Raw genomic sequence first — 23,464 nt, 5'->3', positions numbered from 1 at the left:
TATCTTACTCCTCCAATCTTACGTCTAATCCAAGACCTTGTAACTCGTGAAGTAATACGTTGAATGATTCTGGAATACCTGGTTCAGGCATAGATTCACCTTTCGCAATGGCTTCATAAGTTTTTGCTCTACCAATCACGTCATCCGACTTCACAGTAAGGATCTCTCTCAGGATGTTAGATGCACCGAATGCTTCAAGTGCCCAAACCTCCATCTCTCCGAATCTCTGACCTCCGAACTGAGCTTTACCTCCTAACGGCTGCTGAGTAATCAATGAGTAAGGACCAATAGAACGTGCGTGCATCTTATCATCTACCATGTGTCCTAGTTTCAACATGTAAATGATACCTACTGTCGCAGCCTGAGTAAATCTTTCTCCGGTACCACCATCATAAAGGTGAGTGTGACCGAATTTAGGAAGACCTGCTTTCTCAGTATATTCAGTAATCTGATCAAGACTTGCTCCATCGAAGATTGGCGTAGCGAACTTCAATCCTAATTTTCTACCAGCCCATCCAAGAACGGTTTCGTAGATCTGACCGATGTTCATACGAGAAGGTACCCCTAGTGGATTCAATACGATATCTACTGGTGTTCCATCTTCCAGGAATGGCATATCTTCTTCACGAACGATTCTTGAAACGATACCTTTGTTACCGTGACGTCCTGCCATCTTATCTCCTACATTCAGTTTACGTTTCTTAGCGATGTAAACTTTAGCCAACTTCATGATCCCTGCCGGAAGCTCATCTCCGATTGAAATTGCAAATTTCTCACGGTTTTTAACTCCCTGGATGTCGTTATATTTGATTTTGTAATTGTGAATTAATTGTTTGATCAATTCATTCTTGTCAGCGTCAACTGTCCAGTCTGCACCGCTAACATTTACATAATCTTCAACTGAAGTTAATAACTTGTGAGTAAATTTCACACCTTTACCGATGATTTCTTCGTCAAGGTCATTTTGTACCCCTTGAGAAGTTTTACCGCTTACCAGTGTATTTAATTTTTCAATTAAAGTATTTCTCAACTCGTCAAATTTAGCCTTGTAAGTGTTTTCAATTTCTTCAAGTCTAAGTTTTTCTTCAGTTCTTTTCTTTTTGTCTTTAATGTTTCTAGAGAACAATTTCTTGTTGATAACAACTCCTCTTAATGAAGAGTCAGCTTTCAATGAAGCATCCTTCACATCACCAGCTTTATCACCGAAGATTGCTCTAAGAAGTTTTTCTTCAGGAGTAGGGTCAGATTCACCTTTTGGAGTAATTTTACCAATCATGATATCTCCAGGCTTCACTTCAGCACCGATTCTGATCATACCGTTCTCGTCAAGATCTTTAGTAGCTTCTTCAGATACGTTTGGAATATCTGCTGTAAGCTCTTCCATACCTAGTTTGGTATCACGAACTTCAAGAGAGTACTCATCTACGTGGATTGAAGTAAACCAGTCTTCACGTACAACTTTTTCGTTGATTACGATTGCATCCTCAAAGTTGTATCCTTTCCAAGGCATGAACGCTACCACTAAGTTTCTACCAAGAGCTAATTCTCCTTTTTCAGTAGCATAACCGTCGCAAAGTACCTGTCCTTTCTCCACTACATCACCTACTCTTACGTTTGGTCTTAGGGTAATGGTTGTACTCTGGTTAGTTTTTCTGAACTTAGTCAGTTTGTATGTTTTAGTAGCAGACTCAAATTGTACTAAATCTTCGTCTTCGCTTCTTTCGTATTTGATGGTAATCTTGTCAGCATCTACATACTCTACAGTACCTGTACCTTCAGCATTAATTAAGATTCTTGAATCTCTTGCAACTTGTTGCTCAAGCCCTGTACCCACGATTGGAGCCTGTGGCTTCAATAGAGGAACGGCCTGACGCATCATGTTAGATCCCATCAATGCACGGTTCGCATCATCATGTTCCAAGAATGGAATTAATGAAGCAGAAATACCAGAAATCTGGTTTGGTGCTACATCGATAAGGTTCACCTGAGCTGGTTCAACTACCGGGTAGTCACCATCTAATCTTGCAATAATTCTGTCTGTTAAGAAATCACCGTTATCGCTCAATTCAACGTTTGCCTGAGCAATTACCTTGTCTTCTTCGTCTTCTGCATTTAGATAGATAGGATCAGCGTTAAGATCAATCTTACCACCGTCTACTTTTCTATACGGAGTTTCAATGAAACCTAGGTTGTTGATTTTTGCATAGATCCCTAGAGATGAAATCAAACCGATGTTTGGTCCTTCCGGAGTTTCAATCGGACAAATTCTTCCGTAGTGAGTATGGTGAACGTCACGAACCTCGAAACCTGCTCTTTCTCTTGATAAACCACCAGGCCCTAGTGCAGATAATCTTCTCTTGTGAGTGATCTCTGATAGAGGGTTGGTTTGGTCCATGAACTGAGATAGCTGGTTGGTACCGAAGAATGAGTTGATTACAGATGTTAATGTCTTAGCATTTACAAGATCAAGCGGAGTAAAGATTTCATTATCTCTAACGTTCATTCTTTCCTTGATTGTTCTTGCAATTCTTGAAAGACCTACACCGAATTGTCCTGCCAATTGCTCACCAACAGTTTTAATTCTTCTGTTTGATAAGTGGTCAATATCATCCACATCCGTTTTTGAGTTTACTAACTCAATTAAGTGTCTTACGATTGCAATGATATCTTCCTTTGTAAGAACTTCAGTTGTAGTTGGGATGTTTAGACTTAACTTTTTGTTTAGTCTGTAACGTCCTACTTCACCTAAAGAGTATCTCTGCTCAGAGAAGAATAATTTTTCAATGATTCCTCTTGCCGTTTCCTCATCTGGTGGATCTGCGTTTCTTAACTGACGATAAATATACTCTACCGCTTCTTTTTCAGAGTTAGTAGGGTCTTTTTGTAATGTATTCTGAATGATTGAGAATTCGTTGCTGTTTTCTTTGTGAATCAAGATAGATTTCACTCCAGCATCCAGGATAAGATCTAAGTGTTCTTTTTCAAGGATTGTTTCTCTATCCAAGATGATCTCGTTTCTTTCGATAGAAACTACTTCACCTGTATCTTCGTCTACGAAATCTTCGAACCAAGTGTTCAATACTCTCGCAGCCAATGTTCTCCCTTCCACTTTTTTAAGGGCAGCTTTAGAAACTTTCACTTCTTCAGCAAGGTCGAAGATTTGAAGGATATCTTTATCAGATTCGTATCCGATAGCTCTTAATAAAGTTGTTAATGGTAATTTTTTCTTACGGTCGATATACGCGTACATTACGCTGTTGATATCTGTTGTAAATTCCATCCAAGATCCTTTGAAAGGGATAATTCTTGAATAGTAAAGTTTGGTCCCGTTCGCGTGGTAAGTCTGTCCGAAGAATACACCAGGTGAACGGTGAAGCTGCGTAACGATAACTCTTTCAGCACCATTGATGATGAAAGACCCACTTGGCGTCATATAAGGAACCGGACCTAAATATACATCCTGAACCACAGTTTGGAAATCTTCGTGTTCCGGGTCAGTACAATACAATTTAAGTCTAGCTTTTAGAGGAACTGAATAAGTAAGTCCTCTTTCCACACACTCATCAATTGAATAACGTGGAGAATCTACCAGATAGTCTAAGAATTCTAATACGAATTGGTTTCTTGAATCCGTAATTGGGAAATTCTCTTGGAAAGTCTTGTAAAGAGCTTCTGTCTTTCTGGCTTCAGGAAGTGTATCAAGCTGGAAAAATTCTCTGAAAGACTCAATTTGGATATCCAAAAAGTCTGGAGTGATAATTTTTCCTTTCGCTGATGAGAAATTAATTCTCGGATTTCCTTGAGTTGTTGATTTTGTTTTACTCATAAAACTTTTAAGAAAGGGTTAAAAAATATTTTGATTCATTAAAAAATATCAGAAAAGAACAAGAAACAAGGTAAAAGCAAAAGGTAAAAGTGTTTTTGGCGCTCACGAAGGACCTTAGAACTCTTTTAACGCTGTACTTGGCTCTTTCTAACTGCAACACTGGTATATCTTTTCACAGCGTAATGCAAAATATTTTTATTACTTTTGAGGCTATATTACCGCAATATCTATACACACGAAATCCCCTTCATGTTTTACACAATGAAAGATTTGATTTTCAGTATTTTATAAATTTACAAACAATTTTTCGCGCCAAAAGAGGGGCAAAGATACAAAAAGTTATCCACAATAACAAATAAATCCTCTCATTTTGAGACTCTTAAAATAAGAGAGACTGCCCAAAATGAGCAGTCCCTCCACAACACAAGCTAATCTTATGATTATTTCACAATAACCTTATAAGATTTTATTTTCGATTTAGTTTCTATTTTTATCATATACAGCCCTGTTGGAAGTGAATAGGTATCAATACCAGTACCGGCATTGAATTTACCTGTCTTAACAACCTGACCCTGTGCTGAGAATAAAGTATACGTTCCTTCTTCCACTGATGTAATGCTAAGGGTTTCTCCTGCTTTTACAGGGTTTGGATATACTTTCACATCATTGGCAGCTTCAGTGATTTCAGCAGTAGTGATCTTAGCAGCGGTGTTGGACGCATTTTTCAGCAACGAAGCATAAGGTGAAAGTGGTGAGCCCGGAGATCCTCTTTTCACAAGATCTGTATCTACCACAGCCTGAATTCCGTCTTTATCTTTGTCGTTGATCGTAGAGATAAATCCTCCTCCTAACGTATCAAGGTTTGCTTTTCCGATCTGATAAAGGTCCGGATCTGAACCATTGGACGTAATATCCAGGAAGTCCGGTTTATCATCACCATCTGTATTTTTGATTGGATATTTCAGTACGCCTGAATCAGGTGACGTTTCCAGAATATCAGCAATTCCGTTTTTACCTACCGGAACATTCGCATCAATAACGCCGTTTCGATCTGCATCGATCTGATTGATTACAGATGTTGGAATTCCAGATTCAAATAAATCTAAGATACCATCATTATCGGAATCCAGATCAAGATAATTAGGAACAGAATCTCCTAATACTGGTGTCAAAAGGATATCTCCTTCGTTATCATCATCCTGAAACTTACCATTGTTATCAAAATCCTCTACCGCATCCGGAATTCCGTCATTATCAGAATCCAAATCACAGGCATCTACAATACCATCTCCATCTGTATCCAGTGCAGGAGATTTGTCATTTACCGCCGTACAGCCTTCTGCACAATCAGGAATTCCGTTTCCGTTATTATCTATGCTGTCATCTCCTCCCTGGCACTGATCAAAGCAGTTCGGAACACCATCATTATCATCATCTCTGCTCGCAAAAGCATTGTAGATATAATAATTTTGAGGAATACGAATCGCTGTTCCGCTATTGAACGTAATCTTGATACGGTTGAAAGGTTTTGTAGCCTTTCCTCCAACATAGAATTTTTTTGAGTTGGTAGTGAAGAAGTTCCCGCTGATAAGGCTTCCCGAACTTGTAAAGGTATCAGTCAAAGTATTTCCGTTATACAATGTCACGGTGATATTTTCCAGAACACTTACTCCAAGAAGATTTCCTGCTTTTTCTACCGTAAATCCAGCCATTGTGTTGACAGGAAGTATTGAATTACTGCTTACTGTTGCAAATGCAGAGAAAAGACTGAATATAGACGCTGCCGGAACAGTAGCTGTTGCATAATTGGATGGATTATTATCTACAATCGCTTCCGGATTGGTCATTTTAGCTAAAATAAGGCCAAGGAATCCCGGACCTGATGTCCATGCAGCACCTGTAATCAAATTCCCAGGTACAGCAGAACCGCTTGTCTGGATTTTATCATCACAATCACAGGAAACAGGTTCTTCAAAAGCATAATATACTTTCATCGCTCCTAAATTAAACCCTAGTGTTTGGGTAATTTTCAATCTTACTTCATTGAAAGGTTTAGTACTGGTTAATGTAACTTTCTGTTTTCCTGAACCATACCCCAACACTTTAATATTAATCAGGCCTCCTCCGTCAGACAGTTGTTTTGAATCCTGAAGCTGACCGAAAAGATACGTTTCTATGGTAATATTTTTTAAAAACTCAGCACTTAGGAGTTTTCCCTGATCATCAGGCTCTATTACAAAACCGGTTCTGTTCCCTGCAGGATATACCTGATTTTTATCGAGAACTCCCACTGAATAAGATCCTAGCAACCCTATCGGCAATACGATTGATCCATAAGAGTTTTTATTTCCATCTCCAATTCTTTCTTTATTCTGAACATAAGAAAGCGGAGCCAGGAAACTGCTGCTTCCGGATACATTTCCATCAACACCACTTCCGGCAATAATGTCATCGCAAATACCATTATTATCCGTTGGCACTTTTGCAGGGTCAAATGCAAATGCATAATATACATTCATTGCGCTGAATACAGAAAGAACATTGGTTTGGTATAACCTCACTTCATCAAATTCTTTTGAAGTCTTGAAGTGCAGGAATATCCTATTCTTACTTCCTCCAAATGCAGGAACTGATAAAAGAGTACTGCTGGTGGTTGTTTCCTGAAGAACTCCATTTTTATAGGTACTGATCCTCAAAGAGCTCAAAAGATCCACCGTAATAAAACTTGTTCCCAGGTCTACATTGAATCCGGTAATATATCCCGCAGGATATGTTGTATTTTTATTTTTTACAGATATTCCGTTTCCACTTAACAGAGAAGCGAAATTTCCCATACTTACACTGTTATCAAGACTGGCATCTACTACAGGATTCATACTTCCGTTATAGCACGCAAGACAAATCCCTGAATTGTTGACAGGCTTTGCCTCTACACCCATTCCTCGGATTGGTTCATAGCCCTGCTGCGCAAACAGTACTGCCGACATCATCAATGTCATGAGCATCGCAGCTAGCTTTTCGAATAATTTTCTGGTCATTTTTTATTTTTTTAAGGTTTGTGTTTTTTTATTAATTGTAAAGGGCTTTCCAATTGCTACCATTACAGCCTTCATGTACTTTAGCCGTTGTATTATAACGGATTGCGCCTTCTTCAGCCGTAGTACACGTAGCATTAGCACTGGAAGCAATTCCCTTCATCTGAATCGCAGCACCTGTAGAAGTTGCTGCAGTAGGAGTCATATTGATTCCTAGTATGGTATCTGTTCCATTTCCTTTATTGAAGAAAACGTGTACTTTGTTGGCATAAACCATTTGTCCCGCAGCTGCCTGTCCTGAAAATCCTATCGCAAAAGCTTCTGTACCGCTTGCTGTATTGGCAGAACCAACAGCTACATTGTTTGTTGATGTTGTGTTTCCGCTCCCAATGGCAATTCCGCCATTATTTGTATGATTATTCCCAACAGTCAGCCCCGTCAATCCCGTTACAGTATTCAGGTTTCCAAAGACTAAATTATTGGCTCCTGTTGCACTGTTATTATTCCCTATTACTTTAGCACCATTATTTGCTGTATTGCTTAATCCAATGGCTACAGCCGGAAAATTACCCTGTGCAGAGACTACATTATCTTTTCCCAGTGCCACATTTGAAGAGGTACTGTTTGTAAGGGTATTATTTGAGCCCCAAGTAACTGAGGCATAAGGGCCTGTGGCAGAATTAGAATTACCTCCCTGTAGAGTTCCGTTTATATCCAGAATTCCTTTTACATTTTTCTGGGTAGCCAGGACTAAGTTCTGACCGTCATTTGTCCCTAAGTAATTTCCACTCCCAATGTCTCTTCCTAAGGCAGCAGTTGCTGCTGTTGTTCCGGTATTTCCTACTGTTCGCCAGCTTCCGCTTAAGCTATTCCATTTGGCACCGTCAAAATAATAGTAACCTGGAGAAACGACATCTACAGTTTGTCCTGTAGGTGCTGTTTCGGCTGATGAAACATATACTATGGCTCCTGTTTGAGCTGTCGTATAATTTTTAGCTTTTAATTGTACCCCTGTAAGCCTTGGAGCAATAACGCCGTCAAACTTACTGATATTGGAAGGTGATCCTACGATATCAAAGGTTGCCTGAGCTTGATTGGTATTAATCCCTACCTGAGCGAATGTGGACAAGCCAACTGATAAAAGAGCGATGGTTAATAATTTGTTTTTCATTTGTAATGATGTTTGCTGTTTTTTATGTGTATGTGTTTTTTTGAAAGGGCAATTTTCGGGCGTTCTCATTTAAATACTAAATGAAATGACAGATTGTACTGTAAGAAAGCGTTAAAAATTGTAAGAAATAGTATCAGATAAGGGAATGGATTGGTTTATCAGGAATTTTTATGATAAACTTAAAACCGTCTACAAGTTTAATGGAATTACTGTAGAACTTTTTAACTTCTTTAAATGCCAGAAAAATATTCTCTTTATAGTTCCGGTATGAATGACTCCATGTATTTGATATGGTTATAAGTTTTATGTTGCCGGGGAAAGATATATGAAGATGGGTGTTTTTAAAGAAACAAAGATTATATTGGAAATCTTTGTCATAGAATACATAAGCTTCCTTTTGATAGACAGGCAATTTACCGGTAGCTGCCAATTGATTTTCTGTTTCAGCACACAAATGAATTGAAACATCAGCTAAGCAGGGCTGCAGGTAGGTATTAATATCTGTACGGTATGATAACTCAGGTTTTATCATCTTAACAGATATAAACTTAGCGTTTATTTTTCCTACAGCCGCCAAAAGCAACAAAAGAGTAATCTTATGGCCGTAGGAAAGAAAGTAATTTCTATCCAATTATGTTGTGTTTTTTTCGATACAAATATAATATTTTTTCAACCAAAACAATGTTTTATTAATAAAAATTCACACAAAATAAATAAATCACTAAATTAACGTAAAATATTATGTTAATTTTTTAAAAAATAATCAATCATAATAATATATATACAAACAAGAGCTAACAATATTAAAATACAATTATGAAATAAGACATGAATTTACAAAGACTTACATACAAAAAAAGCCCGGGCAAATGCCCGGGCTTCTATATTTATAATAAAATTGAAATTATTTCAATTCTACTTCAGCACCAGCTTCTTCTAATTGCTTCTTAAGAGCTTCAGCTTCGTCTTTAGAAACACCTTGCTTGATTGGAGCAGGAGCACCATCTACGATATCTTTAGCTTCTTTAAGACCAGCACCAGTTAAATCTTTTACTAATTTAACGATAGCTAATTTAGAAGCACCTGCAGACTTAAGAATTACGTCGAATTCAGTCTTTTCTTCAGCAGCTTCACCTGCACCACCTGCAGCAACAACTACAGCAGCAGCAGCTGGCTCAATTCCGTACTCATCCTTAAGGATAGCAGCTAATTCGTTTACGTCTTTTACAGTTAGGTTTACTAGCGTTTCAGCTAAATTTTTTAAATCTGACATTGTTGTAATGTTTTTGTTGATTATTTATTTAATTTTTTGAGAGTAATTATTCAGCAGCTGGCGTTTCGTCAGTGCTTTCTGCAGCAGGAGCTTCTGGAGCTTCAGCAGCAGGAGTTTCTTCTACCACAGGAGCAGCAGCTTCTTCAGCTTGAGCTTCTACAGTTTCAGATTTGTTTTGAAGAGCAGAAACAACTCTTTGGATTGGAGACTGAAGTAATCCGATGATTTCACCGATCATTTCTTCTCTAGACTTGATGCTTACTAGAGTATCAAGGTTGTTGTCACCAACATAGAAAGTTTCTTGAACAAAAGCAGACTTCAAAGCCGGCTTCTCGTCTTTCTTTCTAAAATCTTTGATTAATTTCGCAGGAGCGTTAGCTGTCTCAGCAATCATTAAAGCAGAGTTACCTTTGAAAGTTTCAAACATTTCAGAGTAGTCTACTCCTTCAATTTGCTCCATTGCTTTTTGTAAAAGTGTATTTTTTACCACTTTCACTTTGATATTTTGCTTGAAAGCCTGTCTTCTGAAATCTGAAGATTTAGCAGCGTTCAAACCATTTAGATCTGCTACGTATACTACTTTTGCATCCTGAAGCAAGTCTTTGATCTCTTGTATTGCTACAACTTTTTGGTCTTTTGTCATTGTCTTAGGATTAAATATTAGTTAACAGATTTTGTATCAATTGCAATACCAGGGCTCATTGTAGAAGACAAATAAATGCTTTTTACATAAGTTCCTTTAGCAGCAGTTGGCTTCATTTTGATCAATGTAGAGATCAATTCCTGCGCATTTTCTTTGATCTTAGCAGCATCGAAAGATACTTTACCAATACCAGCGTGGATGATACCATACTTGTCTACTTTGAAATCAATTTTACCTGCTTTTACTTCAGTTACTGCTTTACCAATTTCCATTGTTACAGTTCCTGATTTAGGGTTTGGCATTAAACCTCTTGGACCTAATACTCTACCTAATGGACCTAATTTACCCATTACAGCTGGCATAGTAACGATAACGTCAACATCTGTCCAACCGTCTTTGATTTTTTGTAAATATTCGTCTAGACCTACATAGTCAGCACCAGCAGCTTTAGCTTCTGCTTCTTTATCTGGAGTTACAAGAGCTAATACTTTAACATCTTTACCAGTACCGTGAGGAAGAGATACAACACCTCTTACCATTTGGTTTGCTTTTCTTGGGTCTACACCTAATCTTACAGCGATATCTACTGAAGCATCAAACTTTGTAGTGTTCACTTCTTTTACAAGAGCTGAACCTTCTTCAAGGTTATAGATTCTTCCTTTTTCTACTTTGCTTAAAGCTTCCTTTTGCTTTTTAGTTAATTTTGCCATTTCTTTAGGTTTTAAGCGTTAGTTGGTTTAGTTCCTGTTACTCTTAATCCCATAGATCTAGCAGTACCTGCAACCATAGAAAGAGCAGAGTCCAATGTAAAACAGTTAAGATCCGCCATTTTATCTTCAGCGATTTTCTTTACTTGTTCCCAAGTTACAGAACCTACTTTGTTTCTGTTTGGTTCACCAGAACCTCCCTTGATTTTAGCTGCATCCATTAACTGGATTGCTGCAGGTGGAGTTTTAATAACGAATTCAAAAGATTTGTCTTCGTATACTGTAATTACTACAGGTAAAACTTGCCCTGGCTTATCTTGGGTTCTTCCGTTAAATTGCTTACAAAACTCCATGATGTTCACACCTGCAGAACCCAATGCTGGACCTACTGGTGGAGAAGGGTTAGCTGCGCCACCTTTCACCTGAAGCTTTACCATTTTAAAGACTTTCTTAGCCATTGTTTGTTTTTTAAATTTGAATAATTAATGAGTTTGGAAGCATTTATTATTCAGCAGGTTATCCTACTCACTTATGATAAACCTACTTTTTGGACTGCAAAAGTATAAAATATTTTTGAAATAGCAAACGGAAATTGCTGATTTTTAAAAAGTTTTAAAGAAAAAAAAATAAATCATGACCATCAGCAAAACAAAAACGGTCAGGGAATCCCAATGACCGTTTCATATATTTTAACAGGAAATATTAATTAAAAACCTGCGGGTTTGTTAATCGTCTGGGTAGAACCATCATTTCCTCCCAGGTCAGCATTGATGTCGCTGATATTCTGTTTTTCTATCAGTCTTCTATAGGCCATCAGATAAAGATCAACCGTAAAGTTGTTATAAGTTCTGGATGGAGTGGATGAACTCACTGCAAGAATTCTGCTGTCTGTAAACCTTGCTCTTACATGCCATGTCCCGTTACTTTTGAAAGCAACAACATCTGGTGATCCCTGTTTGTTATCATTCACACCATTGTCCCCATAATCAAGCATTACGTTGGTAGTTCCATCATTCAGTTTGAATGAGTAGTTGTGAAGGATAACCAAAAAATTGTTTGCATCAATTTTGGTATCATAATCCGCAATTCCTGTTCCCGATACTCCTGTTAGCGTAAGCTTAAGGTAATTGAAAAGTCCGCTGCTTTCCAAAGAAGGATCATACAATTGCAAACCATTTTGTGAAGTTGCTAAAAAGCTACCTCCCGTCATGGTAGGTTCTCCCGGATTTCTTAGATATAGAGAATTCGTATATGTTTTTCCGTTAACATCAAGTGTTTCCGTAGGGTTTGCTGTATTCACTCCTACTTTTCCTTTCTGGGCATTCAAAAATATCCCCAGACACATGATTATTGTGATATAAATTTTTCTTTTCATAGTATTTTTATTGAAGTCCTAGAGGTGTAGTGTTTGAAACTCCTGAATAAGCAGGTGAAGCGGATGCTGAAACAGAACCATTGAAAGTTCCCCAGTCTTTAACCAATGATTTTTCAAAGACATTTAAGGTAAGTGTCCAGGTACCATTTTGGGAAGAAACAGTTCCTGCTCCTTTAAAAGCCAAATTAATAGCATGATATTTTATACCACCGCTGGTTACCTGAGTAATTTCAGTTGCATAAGAACCATATGATTTGGGATTAGTGGTGGTATTCGCTGCTGAAACCGCTCCTGTAAAAACAGCACCTGTAATAGCCACAACATATTTACCCGCATCTAATCCTGTATTGAGGTTTACCACTTCATCTTGTCTTACATTTTTCAATACAACATTATACATGTTTACAGGTGCTACATTACGGAGCGTTATATCCAACAGCTTCACCTTACCTACCGGTGAAGTATCTTTTGAACGGGTAAGAAGAAGATAATTTCCGCTTGCCTTTGTATTTTCAGTATCTATTAAATAGGATTCTACCAATGTTTCTCCTTCAACATCCAGGGTACCTTTAGGTGTTTTAGTATTGATTCCTACTTGGGCATGCATGCTTAAAGCGGCAAAACCCGTAAAGAGTATCGCAATAATTTTTTTCATATAGTTTATGTTTTATTGAATTAAAGGAGCTGCTGCAGCACCCGTAGTTGAAGCATTAAGGTTTTGTGTAGTAGTAAAATCTTTGGCATATGATCTGTCAAATACCAATAAATTCAGTGTCCAGACTCCTGTTGGAAAAGAGTTATCAGGAGCAAATCCCTGGTAATCTGCCTTAAGCTTCCATGTTCCTCCTGAAGAATACGCAAAGATCTGAGGCATTGGGGTCACCCAGTCTGCTGTATAAGTTCTTGTAGGCTGTGTAAATCCAAAAGAAGAGATCACGACCAAAAACTTGTTGGAATTGATCTTTGTGTCAAACTGATTTACCCAATCCTTGTCTGAAGGATCGCAGGTAATTTTAAACTGAATAAGATTAATCGGAGCCGGTGAATTAGGTACAAAAGAATCATTGTACGCTGTAATTTTGTTTTCCGGAGCCGGAGATTTAATAATGAAAGTGTAATTCTCGTCCGCTTTCAGTTTCTCCATGGGCTGCTTGAAAACAATTCCTGATGTCTTCATTGTACCGTTCACGGTAAGTTCCTTTTCCGGTGTAGCAGTATTGATACCAACCTGCGCACTCGTGAGCATTGATACACTCACTAGAATGATCATCGAAATAATTTTTGTCATTGGGTTATGTGTTTATATAAGACTTGTGTTTTACTAATTCAGGTTTTACTTTTTTTATTAAAAGCATAAATGCTCCATACAACTGCAAGCAGTGTATAAAATAAAAAAATATAAAATTTTTGGATTAGTTACCATGTTGTTGCAAGAAGTATGCCATCCGAAAGTGAATTAAGCATAAGGAAAGGACTTCGATCTGCAAAAACAAATCTATTCCCAATATAGTGATTATTAAATTAAAGGGAAGCTCTTTGCAGGCGTAACTAACAGATATTGAGAATTAAAGAATAGAAGAAAAATAATTATGAAAAATTATACAGAAATACATTTCTTCATAATCGTTAATTTACATCGGTCTAAATTAACAGAAATGGTGTAAAGCAAAAAGACCGCTTAATAGCAGTCTTTTTTATATTTTATAAGTAATTATTATACTTTTTCTACTTGCATGTAGCTTAGTTCCATTGGAGTTTTTCTACCGAAGATCAATACAGAAACTTCAATTTTCTTTTTGTCTTCAAGAATCTTCTCAACTGTACCATTGAATCCGTTGAAAGGACCATCGATCACTTTAACGTTTTCACCTACTACATAAGGAATCTCAACATCGCTTGCAAATTCTGAAAGTTCATCCATTCTTCCAAGCATTCTGTTAACCTCTGATTTTCTCATTGGAACAGGATCACCACCTTTTGTCAAACTTAAGAAAGAAATAACTCCAGGAATATTCTTAATAGCGTGAGGAATCTCTCCCATCAGGTCAGCTTCAATCATCAAGTAGCCAGGATAGTAAGGTCTCTCTTTAGGAACTTTTTTACCGTTTCTAATTTGGATCACCTTTTCCATAGGAATAACCACTTGAGTAACGTACTGCTCAAACCCTAGACGTTTGATTTCTGTCTCAATATAGTTTTTCACTTTATTTTCCTGTCCGCTGATAGCTTTCAGCACATACCATTTCAATTCGCTCATTATGGAAAATACTTAATTATTAATTGAACAAGTTGATTAGCATTCCTATTATGTTGCTGATTGCTTTTGAAAACAATTCATCAACTCCAAAGGTAAATAAAGCCAGAATAACTGTCGCAATAGTCACTACAATTGTAGAAGACTGTAGGTCAGCCCATTTTGGCCATTCAACTTTATGTCTGAATTCGTTATAAGAACCTTTTAAAAAATCGACAAATGAACTCATAATTTATATTTGCACGGGCACAAGGATTCGAACCCTGATCAACGGTTTTGGAGACCGGTATCCTACCATTGGACGATGCCCGTAGATTAAAAGCTCCGTAAAGAAATTCCTTACGGAAGCTTTTTATATTTTTAAGATGATTAGTCTATGATTTCAGTAACCTGACCTGAACCAACTGTTCTACCTCCTTCTCTGATCGCAAATCTAAGACCTACGTTAAGAGCGATTGGTTGTAACAATTCTACAGTGATCTCTAAGTTATCACCAGGCATTACCATTTCTACACCTTCTGGTAAGAAGATCTCACCTGTAACGTCAGTAGTTCTTACGTAGAACTGAGGACGGTACTTGTTGTGGAATGGAGTGTGACGTCCACCTTCTTCTTTAGAAAGGATATAAACAGAAGCTTTGAATTTCTTGTGTGGCTTAACTGAATCTTTCTTAGCGATAACCATACCTCTCTTGATGTCAGTTTTTTCAATACCTCTCAACAATAGACCTACGTTATCTCCAGCTTCACCTCTATCTAGGATCTTTCTGAACATCTCAACTCCTGTAATAGTAGAAGTTAATTTCTCATCACCCATACCTACGATATCAACTGGATCACCAGTGTTGATAACACCAGCCTCGATTCTACCAGTTGCTACAGTACCTCTACCTGTAATAGAGAATACGTCTTCGATTGGCATCAAGAACGGCTTATCAGTATCTCTTGGTGGTTGCTCGATCCAAGTATCAACAGCATCCATTAATTCTTCTACGCTTTTGAACCACTTATCTTCTGTGTTAGCAGGAGATGCAGTAGCAGCTGTAAGAGCACCTAGAGCAGAACCTTGAATTACTGGAGAGTTATCTCCGTCAAATTCGTAAGTAGACAATAAGTCTCTAAGTTCCATTTCAACAAGCTCTAACAACTCAGGATCGTCTACCATGTCAACTTTGTTCATGAAAACAACGATTCTAGGTACGTTTACCTGACGGCAAAGTAGGATATGTTCTCTAGTCTGAGGCATTGGACCGTCAGTTGCAGCACATACTACGATAGCTCCATCCATCTGAGCAGCACCTGTTACCATGTTCTTAACATAGTCGGCGTGACCTGGACAGTCAACGTGAGCATAATGTCTTTTTTCAGTTTCGTATTCGATGTGAGCAGTATTGATAGTAATACCTCTTTCTTTTTCTTCTGGAGCAGAGTCAATTGCAGAGAAGTCTTTTTTCTCAGCAAGACCTTTGCTAGCTAATACAGCAGAAATAGCAGCTGTAAGAGTAGTTTTACCATGGTCAACGTGACCAATAGTACCAATGTTCAAGTGTGGTTTGTTACGATTAAACGTTTCCTTTGCCATGATTTAAAATTATTTATTTATTGTTTTTCAAATTTTCGGTGTGCAAATATAATGAATTTTTAAATACCAAAAACTTTTTATTAAAAAAACTTTCAATATTCTCATCCAGTGAAGGACAAACCTTATATTTCAACGTATTGAGACTGCAAATTTACACATTTTTCCGGATTGAAAAAAATCATTAGAAACGTTTTATTAAAAAATATAAACTATCTAGCTAATTATGAATATAATAAGCGATAAAAAAATATTCAGACAATCATTATATTCTTAAATCCATCTTACTTTTTTTCTCGTAGATATAGTAACAACTAAAATTAATATTATGAGAAAACTATTACACATGTGTTTGGCTTTATTTACAATTGCAGCACTATTTTCATGTGACAATTCAGATGAAAACCCTATGTCAGAGAACATACCTCAGGGTCCGGATCTTATGGTATATGGAATAACAGCCATGAATGAACTTGTTTATTTTAATTCCAACAATCCGAAAACCTTCACTTCAAAAACGACTGTAACAGGTGTTCCTTCAGGAGAAAAATTATTAAGTATAGATTTCAGACCTGCCACAGGAGAATTGTATGCAGTATCAAATGCCAGTAAATTATATATAATCAATACCACCAATGCTTCAGCAAGAGCTGTAAGCACAACAGCGTTTGCTCCTTTGATTTCCGGAACAATTGCTTCTATTGATTTCAATCCTACCGTTGATAGAATCCGTTTGGTGAGCAATACTGGTCAAAATCTACGTCTGCATCCGGAAACAGGTGCTGTTGCAGCTACTGATTCTAATATTAATGGAACAGGGAATCCTTCTATAACAGGATTAGCTTATACCAACAGTAAAGCAGGTGCTACTACAACTATTTTATATGACATTGATCCGGCATTAGGAAAATTATATAAACAAGATCCTCCCAATAATGGCAGTTTAATAGAGGTAGGGAACCTGGGAACTACTTTTACCGGACAAGCTTCTTTTGATATTAAATTTGATAACAATACAGCATTGTTAGCTTTCAATGATAAACTACATATTCTGGATCTGAATAATGGAAAAGCAACTTCAATAGGTTCTCTTCAACAGGCAATTATTGATCTGGCGATTCCTACAGAACCGGTAGCCTATGCTATTGACAATTCAAATAATCTTCAGATTTTCAATCCTAACAGCCCGATGCCTGTTTCCAAAATAATAGCAGGGTTACAAAGCGGTGAAAATATTTTAGGAATAGATTTCCGTCCTGTAAATGGACAATTGTATGCATTGGGAAGTTCAAGCAGAATCTACACAATTAACTTAGGCACAGGCGCCGCTACTGCTGTGGGAGCATCTCCATTTTCTACCTTGCTTTCCGGCACGGATTTCGGATTTGACTTCAATCCAACAGTTGACAGAATAAGAGTAGTAAGCAATACAGGACAAAATCTCCGTCTCAATCCTAATGATGGAACAATTGCTGCTGCAGATCTTACACTGAATCCGGGAACTCCCATGATAAGCGCAGCTGCCTATACCAACAACTTTGCCGGAGCTACCTCAACAACCTTATTTGTGATTGATCATAATACGGATAAATTATATCAGCAAAACCCTCCTAACAATGGAACTTTAGTAGAAACAGGTTCTTTAGGAATTAATATTACAAATACTAATGGTTTTGATATTGGAAGTATGAGCCAAAAAGCATATTTAATGGCATCTGTAGGTTCCTCTACAAAAATTTATACCATTAATACAACAACAGGAGCTGCTACATCAGTCTCTAATTACCCTAATTCTGTAAAAGCTTTTACAGTAGGGCTAGGATTTTAAACTCATCCTATTTTATTTTAATAATGGAGCAGCGCGGAAAACTTTGTTTTCCGCGCTGCTGACTAATATAAATGAAAGATTAATTAAATTTGACTGAGCTTTTTTGCTCTGTTGAAGATCCAGAAGATAATTGGAAAAATAAGCAGGGTAAGCACTGTTGCAGTAATCAGTCCTCCGATAATGACAATTGCCAGAGGTTTCTGGGATTCTGATCCGATCCCTGTAGACAATGCCGCCGGCATAAGCCCGATGGAAGCCATGAGTGCTGTCATAATAACAGGTCTGGTTCTGGATTTCACTCCATTTAGTATCGCGGTGTCTATATCCATCCCATCTTTGACATTCTGATGGAATTCTGTAATAAGAATCACCCCGTTCTGGATACAAATTCCCAGAAGGGCAATCATCCCTACCCCGGCAGAGATTCCAAAGTTGATTCCGGTAACATGCAATGCAATAATTCCTCCTATTAAAGCAAAAGGGACATTCGCTAATACCAGAAGAGAATCTTTCATATTTCCAAACAGAATAAATAAAAGGAAGAAAATCATCAGGATACTCACCGGCACTACCTGCGCTAATCGGTGGGAGGCGCGCTGCTGATTTTCAAACTGGCCTGTCCATCCTACAGAATAGCCGTCCGGAAGTTCAATCATTTCTACCTTTTTCTGAGCATCCGCAATAGTACTTCCCAAATCTCTGTCACGAATTGAAAATTTAACGCCAATATATCGTTTGATATTGTCTCTGTAAATAAATGCGGCTCCGTTATCTTTAACGATGGTACTTATTTCTTTTAAAGGAATTTTTGCTCCATCCTGTGTAGGCACCATCAGAGCTGCAATATCATTTTCATTTGTTCTGTATTCCTGAGAATAACGAAGACGGATCGGAAACTTCCTTTCTCCATCAAACATTTCTGAAGCCGTTTTTCCACCAAAAGCCATTTCCAGTACTGCCTGTGCATCTGCCGGCATTACTCCGTAAGCTGCCATTTTATCTCTGTCAAGTACTACGCTCACTTCTGGCTGCCCTATATTTTTAATAATTCCGGGATCTTTTACTCCGTTTACATCTTTAATCTTCAATAAAACCTCATTGGCTAACTTGTCCAGGGTTTCCAGATTATCACCATAAATTTTAATTCCATTTTCTGCTTTAAAACCTGCTACGGCTTCTGCTACGTTATCCGAAATCGGCTGGGAATAGTTAAATGTAATTCCCTGATAACTTCTGAGTTTTTTGTCTATTTCGTTGATTAATTCGTCATAAGTAATCTTACGTTTCCATTCTTCTCTTGGTTTAAGATTCACAGCAAACTGTACGAATCCAAATCCATTAGGATCTGTTCCGTCATTACTTCTTCCTGTCTGTGCGAGAACATCCGTTACTTCGGAAAAGCTCATAATATCTTTTTTTAAAAGATCTGCTGTTTTCAAAGATTCTTTTAACGAGGAACTCATTGGCATTTCTGCGGTGATCCATAATGAACCTTCATTCAACTGTGGCAGGAATTCTGTTCCTAAAAATTTACCGGAGAATAAAGTCAAAGCCAGAAAGGAAATCGCCACGATCATACTCGTTTTTTTATGCTTAAATGTTAAATTAAAGCCTTTCAAAACAATTCTGTCCCAGAAATTAACAAACGGGTTATTTTTTTCTCTTACATTTTTATTCAAAAGAATATGGGAAAGAACAGGAACCAGTGTCAGCGTAAATATCAAGGCTCCTATTAGTGCAAATCCCAACGTAAAAGCCAAAGGAGAGAACATTTTCCCTTCCACTTTCTGGAATGAGAAAATAGGAATCAGGGACGTAATGATAATTAATTTTGAAAAGAATATTGCTTTTCCTAATCCGGTACCGGTTTGTTTGATCCAGCCTCCTTTTGCCAGCTTATTAAACTTCTCCGTTCCGTACCGTTTCGCTTTATGATCCAGCATCACGAAGAGGCCTTCTACCATGACGACGGCTCCGTCAATGATGATCCCAAAGTCTACGGCTCCCAGCGAAAGCAGGTTGGCACTCATTCCAGCCAGTTTTAAACATAAAAATGCAAACAGTAAAGATAGAGGAATGATGATGGAAACAATCAAAGTTGTCCTCCAGTCTGCCATAAAGATGAGTACAATTACGGTTACCAATACAATTCCTTCAATAAGGTTGTGCATTACGGTATGAGTAGTAAAGTCCATCAGATTATCACGGTCGTAGAAAGTAACCATTTTGACATCTTTTGGAAGTATTTTTTCGTTAAGCTCTTTAATTTTTGCCTTTACTCCCACCAAAACTTCTCTTGGATTCTCTCCTTTTCTCATGACAACGATTCCTTCCACGGTATCATCATGATGATTCAGGGCAGCCTGTCCTACCCTGGGCATGGAGCTTTCATGAACTTCTGCCACATTTTTTACCAGGACCGGGTTTCCACTGTCATTCTGGATGGTAATATTTCCGATATCAGCTACTGATTTTACGAGGCCAATTCCTCTTACTACATAAGCCTGGCCATTTTTTTCAATAACATCCCCTCCTACATTCAGGTTACTCTTGGTAACGGCATCATATACCTGAAGCGGTGTCAGATTATATTTATCCAAAGCTCTCGGATCGATACTCAGTTCAAAAACTTTATCCTGCCCTCCAAAGACATTGATATCAGCAACACCGGGAACTCCTCTTAAAGAACGGTCTATCACCCAGTTTTGCAGGGTAAGCAATGCCCGGGAATCTTTTGTTTTACTTTCCAGCGTATATCTGAAAATCTCTCCGGTAGGCCCGTAGGGTGGCTGTACTTCAGGGTCTACCTCATCAGGAAGGCTAATGGTTCTTAATTGGTTATTAACCTGATTTCTGGCAAAAGTATCATCCACCCCGTCGTCAAACAGAATCTTAACAATGGAAAGCCCAAACATGGTGGTACTTCTCACACTTGTTTTCTTCTGAACCGGGCTCATCGCCAATTCGATGGGTGTAGTGACAAAACGTTCTACTTCTTCTGCACTACGCCCATTCCATTGGGTAATGATGACAATCTGGGTATTGGTTACATCCGGAAAAGCTTCAATAGGCATATTTTTGAAACTTATAAAACCGGAGATGGCTAAAATCGCTACCCAGATAAAGGTAAATGCTTTATTTTTTAATGAAAAAGCAATTATATTTTTAATGAATTTATTCATGATAGATAAATTGATGACCTAAAAAAGCCGTTAAAGAAAAACATAGATATTCTTAATGGTTTAATAAGACTAGCTGTTCAGCGACCGGTATATCAGCAGCTGGTTGTTGGTTATCACTTCTTCCCCTTCTTTCAAACCGTCTGCAATATAGGTAACGTCACCTACCTGTTTTAATACTTTTATCTCTCGGATTTTCACATCTGTTCTGGATTTAAAAATCACAACAAAGCTTTTATTATCATCAAAAATCACAGCTTTGGAAGGGATCGCCAAGGTAGTACTGCTTTCAAGGCTGGAAACTTTTATAGTGGCTTTACTGTCGGGAATTAACAATCCGTTGGCATTATCCAGGACAACTCTTGCCTGCATGGCATTGGTCTGCGGATCAATAATTTTGAATATTTTATCAATTTTCCCGTCAAAAACTTTATCCGGATAAGAGAGAGTGGATACCTGGGCTTTCATTCCAAGACTGATCTTATCAATATCAGATTCGTTCACATTCATGATTGCCCAAACATTGGTGGTATTGGCAACATCAAAAATATTATCACTTCTGTCACTTCTCAGCTGCATGTCTTTATTGATACTTTTCTGAACAATATAACCGTTGATGGGTGCTACTACACTGTATATATTTCCGGTTTTCACATTATAAACCGTACTTACTGCAGCAGCTCTCTGCAATTGGTCTTCGGCTTTTTGAAGTTGGCTTTTAGCTTCCAAAACATCTCTTTCTGTATTGAGTTTTCCTTCGTACAACTCTTTGGCAACGCGAAGATTATTTTTTGCTACTACCAGATCTGTTTTGGCATCGCTTACATCCTTTTGAATTTCTGCAAGCTCAGTACTTCTGATCGTTGCCAGCACCTGCCCTTTTCTTACGTAGTCTCCCAGTTCAACATTTACACTCATCACATTTCCTCCTACCAGCGGGTAAACATCTATATAACTATTTTTGTCGGCAGAGATTTTTCCGTAAAAGCTATATTCATCTTCTATATTCTTTCTCTCAACTTTTGCCAGGGAAATAGAACTCAACATCGTGTTGCTAAGCTCAAATCCTTTTTTAGCGTGAATATTTTTCTCTTCCTCTTTTTTTGAACAGGCCAATAATGAAACGACCATCAATGCGGGGATAATATATGTTTTCATGATTTTAATAGAAGATTTTCGTTTGTATGAGTTGATTAAGCTGCTCCGCAGACTGCATGATTTCATTTTTCATATCATAGATCTGAAGAGCTGTTTCTCGGTAACTATCCATAAAGTCCGTGAATTCAATCAGGTTGACATTTCCTTTTCTGAAATTGTTCAGCATTCCGTTGTAGACAAGTTCCATATTCTGAAGATCCGTAGTTTTCACATCCAGAAGCTGATCATACTGAGCTTTCCATGTTTTATAAGCAGACTGAACTTTCGTTTCAAGAGTCAGTTTCTGAAAATCTGCATTTTTCTGGTTCTGCTGAATGGCATAATTTGCTTTTACCACATTACCCTGATTTGCTTTCCATAATGGCAAAGGAATTCCCAACGTCAGATTCGCTTCATTATTAAAAGTTCCGCCTGCCTGGTCCCATGCAGCACCTACAGTAACATCCGGTACATTCATTGATTTCTGCCACTGGGCATACAGCTTACTGTTATCAATAAGTTTTAAATTGTATCTGTAATCTGCATTATTTTCCAGAGCTTTACTTTTCAGTTCTTCTTCATCACCAAAAGGCTGGGCTGCCAGCGCATCTTTAGCTTCAGTTTCAGACATCACAGGCTCTATCTCTTCCGAAGTTCCTGTCAAAACTTTTAGATTCTGTTCAAAATCAAGGATATTTTTATTGATTTCCAGTTTATCATGATTCAGCTGGATCACAATACTCTGTAGTCTTACAGCATCTTTAAGGGAAACATTTCCTTTTGCTGATTGTGCACGATAGGCATTTAAAAGATCATTCATATACCCCAGCTGCCTGTTGGTATTCTCCAGTTTCAGTTTTTCATAGTAAAGGTTGAAATAGGCAGAACGGAGCTGAGATCTTAAATCCACCAGCAATTGTGAAAACTGAAGCTGGGCAAGTTCTTTATTGGATTTGGCAAAAGCAATTTCGTTTTTCTTTTTGCCTCCCATATAAATCAATTGAGTAATACCTGCTCCTTTGGAATGTCCTACATCAAAAAACTTTTTATCCTGAGGGTTGTAAGCATTAAACTGTCCGCTTAATTGAGGTAATTCCCAGATTTTAGCCTGCAGAATATCCGCATCAGCCATATTGATGTTATATTGTTCGGCGAGCAGCTGGAGGTTGTTCTTCTGAAAGGCTTCTTCGCATTCCAAAAGAGACATCTGCTGTTGTGCTGCCATGAATGAGGAAATGGCGAGGCACAGCACTGCAATTCTGTTCATTATTTTTCTTTTTAAAATACAAAATTGCTTTGATGCGATTAAAAGAAACTTAAATGACGCTTAAAAAAATATTAAAATGGGCTTAAACAGGACGTTTATGGTAAAAATCGGCAGATGAAAATAATATATTTTTCTCCAATCATTGAATTTTATAGTAAAAAACTCAATCCAGAGTTTAACAAAAAAGCAAC

Annotated in this window: 17 protein-coding genes and 1 tRNA gene; 1 reads left to right on the top strand and 17 read right to left on the bottom strand. The window is 37.8% G+C overall.

Features of this window, described 5'->3' with window-relative positions; translation table 11 throughout:
- Positions 1-4: 4 nt before the first annotated feature.
- The 14 genes from rpoB to tuf form a co-directional block, all read right to left on the bottom strand.
- Positions 5-3,826, bottom strand: a complete 3,822-nt coding sequence (rpoB, locus tag JOE44_RS20120; RefSeq protein WP_105681604.1) for a DNA-directed RNA polymerase subunit beta — start codon at positions 3,824-3,826, stop codon at positions 5-7.
- 440 nt (positions 3,827-4,266) lie between these two features.
- Positions 4,267-6,864 (bottom strand): T9SS type A sorting domain-containing protein, encoded by a 2,598-nt coding sequence (locus JOE44_RS20115; protein WP_209786950.1) that lies wholly within the window; start codon positions 6,862-6,864, stop codon positions 4,267-4,269.
- Between the two features lie 31 nt (positions 6,865-6,895).
- Positions 6,896-8,032, bottom strand: coding sequence for a hypothetical protein (locus tag JOE44_RS20110; protein WP_209786949.1), 1,137 nt, complete (start codon positions 8,030-8,032; stop codon positions 6,896-6,898).
- 904 nt (positions 8,033-8,936) lie between these two features.
- The gene (gene rplL / locus JOE44_RS20105; RefSeq protein ID WP_076781873.1) at positions 8,937-9,305 is read right to left on the bottom strand and encodes a 50S ribosomal protein L7/L12; all 369 of its coding nucleotides are present in this window, start codon (positions 9,303-9,305) and stop codon (positions 8,937-8,939) included.
- A gap of 46 nt (positions 9,306-9,351) precedes the next feature.
- On the bottom strand, positions 9,352-9,948 hold the full coding sequence (rplJ, locus tag JOE44_RS20100) for a 50S ribosomal protein L10 (protein ID WP_105681608.1): 597 nt from the start codon (positions 9,946-9,948) through the stop codon (positions 9,352-9,354).
- Between the two features lie 17 nt (positions 9,949-9,965).
- Positions 9,966-10,658 carry a 50S ribosomal protein L1 gene (rplA, locus tag JOE44_RS20095; RefSeq protein WP_076354938.1) on the bottom strand — a complete coding sequence of 231 codons (693 nt, stop codon included), beginning with the start codon at positions 10,656-10,658 and terminating at the stop codon, positions 9,966-9,968.
- An 11-nt stretch (positions 10,659-10,669) separates the two neighbouring features.
- Positions 10,670-11,113, bottom strand: coding sequence for a 50S ribosomal protein L11 (gene rplK / locus JOE44_RS20090; protein WP_209786948.1), 444 nt, complete (start codon positions 11,111-11,113; stop codon positions 10,670-10,672).
- A 248-nt stretch (positions 11,114-11,361) separates the two neighbouring features.
- Positions 11,362-12,030: a hypothetical protein gene (locus tag JOE44_RS20085; protein ID WP_105681611.1), complete on the bottom strand. Its 669-nt coding sequence runs from the start codon at positions 12,028-12,030 to the stop codon at positions 11,362-11,364.
- A 7-nt stretch (positions 12,031-12,037) separates the two neighbouring features.
- Positions 12,038-12,685 carry a hypothetical protein gene (locus JOE44_RS20080; RefSeq protein ID WP_209786947.1) on the bottom strand — a complete coding sequence of 216 codons (648 nt, stop codon included), beginning with the start codon at positions 12,683-12,685 and terminating at the stop codon, positions 12,038-12,040.
- A gap of 12 nt (positions 12,686-12,697) precedes the next feature.
- On the bottom strand, positions 12,698-13,318 hold the full coding sequence (locus JOE44_RS20075; RefSeq protein WP_209786946.1) for a hypothetical protein: 621 nt from the start codon (positions 13,316-13,318) through the stop codon (positions 12,698-12,700).
- Between the two features lie 426 nt (positions 13,319-13,744).
- Positions 13,745-14,287: a transcription termination/antitermination protein NusG gene (gene nusG / locus JOE44_RS20070; RefSeq protein WP_105681614.1), complete on the bottom strand. Its 543-nt coding sequence runs from the start codon at positions 14,285-14,287 to the stop codon at positions 13,745-13,747.
- 19 nt (positions 14,288-14,306) lie between these two features.
- Positions 14,307-14,513, bottom strand: coding sequence for a preprotein translocase subunit SecE (gene secE / locus JOE44_RS20065; protein ID WP_002976410.1), 207 nt, complete (start codon positions 14,511-14,513; stop codon positions 14,307-14,309).
- A gap of 12 nt (positions 14,514-14,525) precedes the next feature.
- Positions 14,526-14,596, bottom strand: a tRNA-Trp gene (locus JOE44_RS20060).
- A 57-nt stretch (positions 14,597-14,653) separates the two neighbouring features.
- Positions 14,654-15,865: an elongation factor Tu gene (tuf, locus tag JOE44_RS20055; protein WP_105681615.1), complete on the bottom strand. Its 1,212-nt coding sequence runs from the start codon at positions 15,863-15,865 to the stop codon at positions 14,654-14,656.
- Between the two features lie 325 nt (positions 15,866-16,190).
- Here tuf and JOE44_RS20050 point away from each other — a divergent pair, with 325 nt between their 5' ends.
- On the top strand, positions 16,191-17,690 hold the full coding sequence (locus JOE44_RS20050; RefSeq protein WP_209786945.1) for a DUF4394 domain-containing protein: 1,500 nt from the start codon (positions 16,191-16,193) through the stop codon (positions 17,688-17,690).
- An 83-nt stretch (positions 17,691-17,773) separates the two neighbouring features.
- Here JOE44_RS20050 and JOE44_RS20045 read toward each other — a convergent pair whose 3' ends face one another.
- From JOE44_RS20045 to JOE44_RS20035, 3 genes are all read right to left on the bottom strand, one after another.
- A complete protein-coding gene (locus JOE44_RS20045) occupies positions 17,774-20,872 on the bottom strand; it encodes a CusA/CzcA family heavy metal efflux RND transporter (RefSeq protein WP_209786944.1) in 3,099 nt (1,032 codons plus the stop codon).
- A gap of 69 nt (positions 20,873-20,941) precedes the next feature.
- Positions 20,942-22,027 carry an efflux RND transporter periplasmic adaptor subunit gene (locus JOE44_RS20040; RefSeq protein WP_209786943.1) on the bottom strand — a complete coding sequence of 362 codons (1,086 nt, stop codon included), beginning with the start codon at positions 22,025-22,027 and terminating at the stop codon, positions 20,942-20,944.
- A gap of 4 nt (positions 22,028-22,031) precedes the next feature.
- Positions 22,032-23,273: a TolC family protein gene (locus JOE44_RS20035; RefSeq protein WP_105681619.1), complete on the bottom strand. Its 1,242-nt coding sequence runs from the start codon at positions 23,271-23,273 to the stop codon at positions 22,032-22,034.
- Positions 23,274-23,464 lie beyond the last annotated feature (191 nt).

Source organism: Chryseobacterium sp. PvR013 (assembly GCF_017833095.1).
Classification (GTDB): Bacteria; Bacteroidota; Bacteroidia; order Flavobacteriales; family Weeksellaceae; genus Chryseobacterium; species Chryseobacterium culicis_A.
This window is presented reverse-complemented; position numbering and strand designations above follow the sequence as displayed.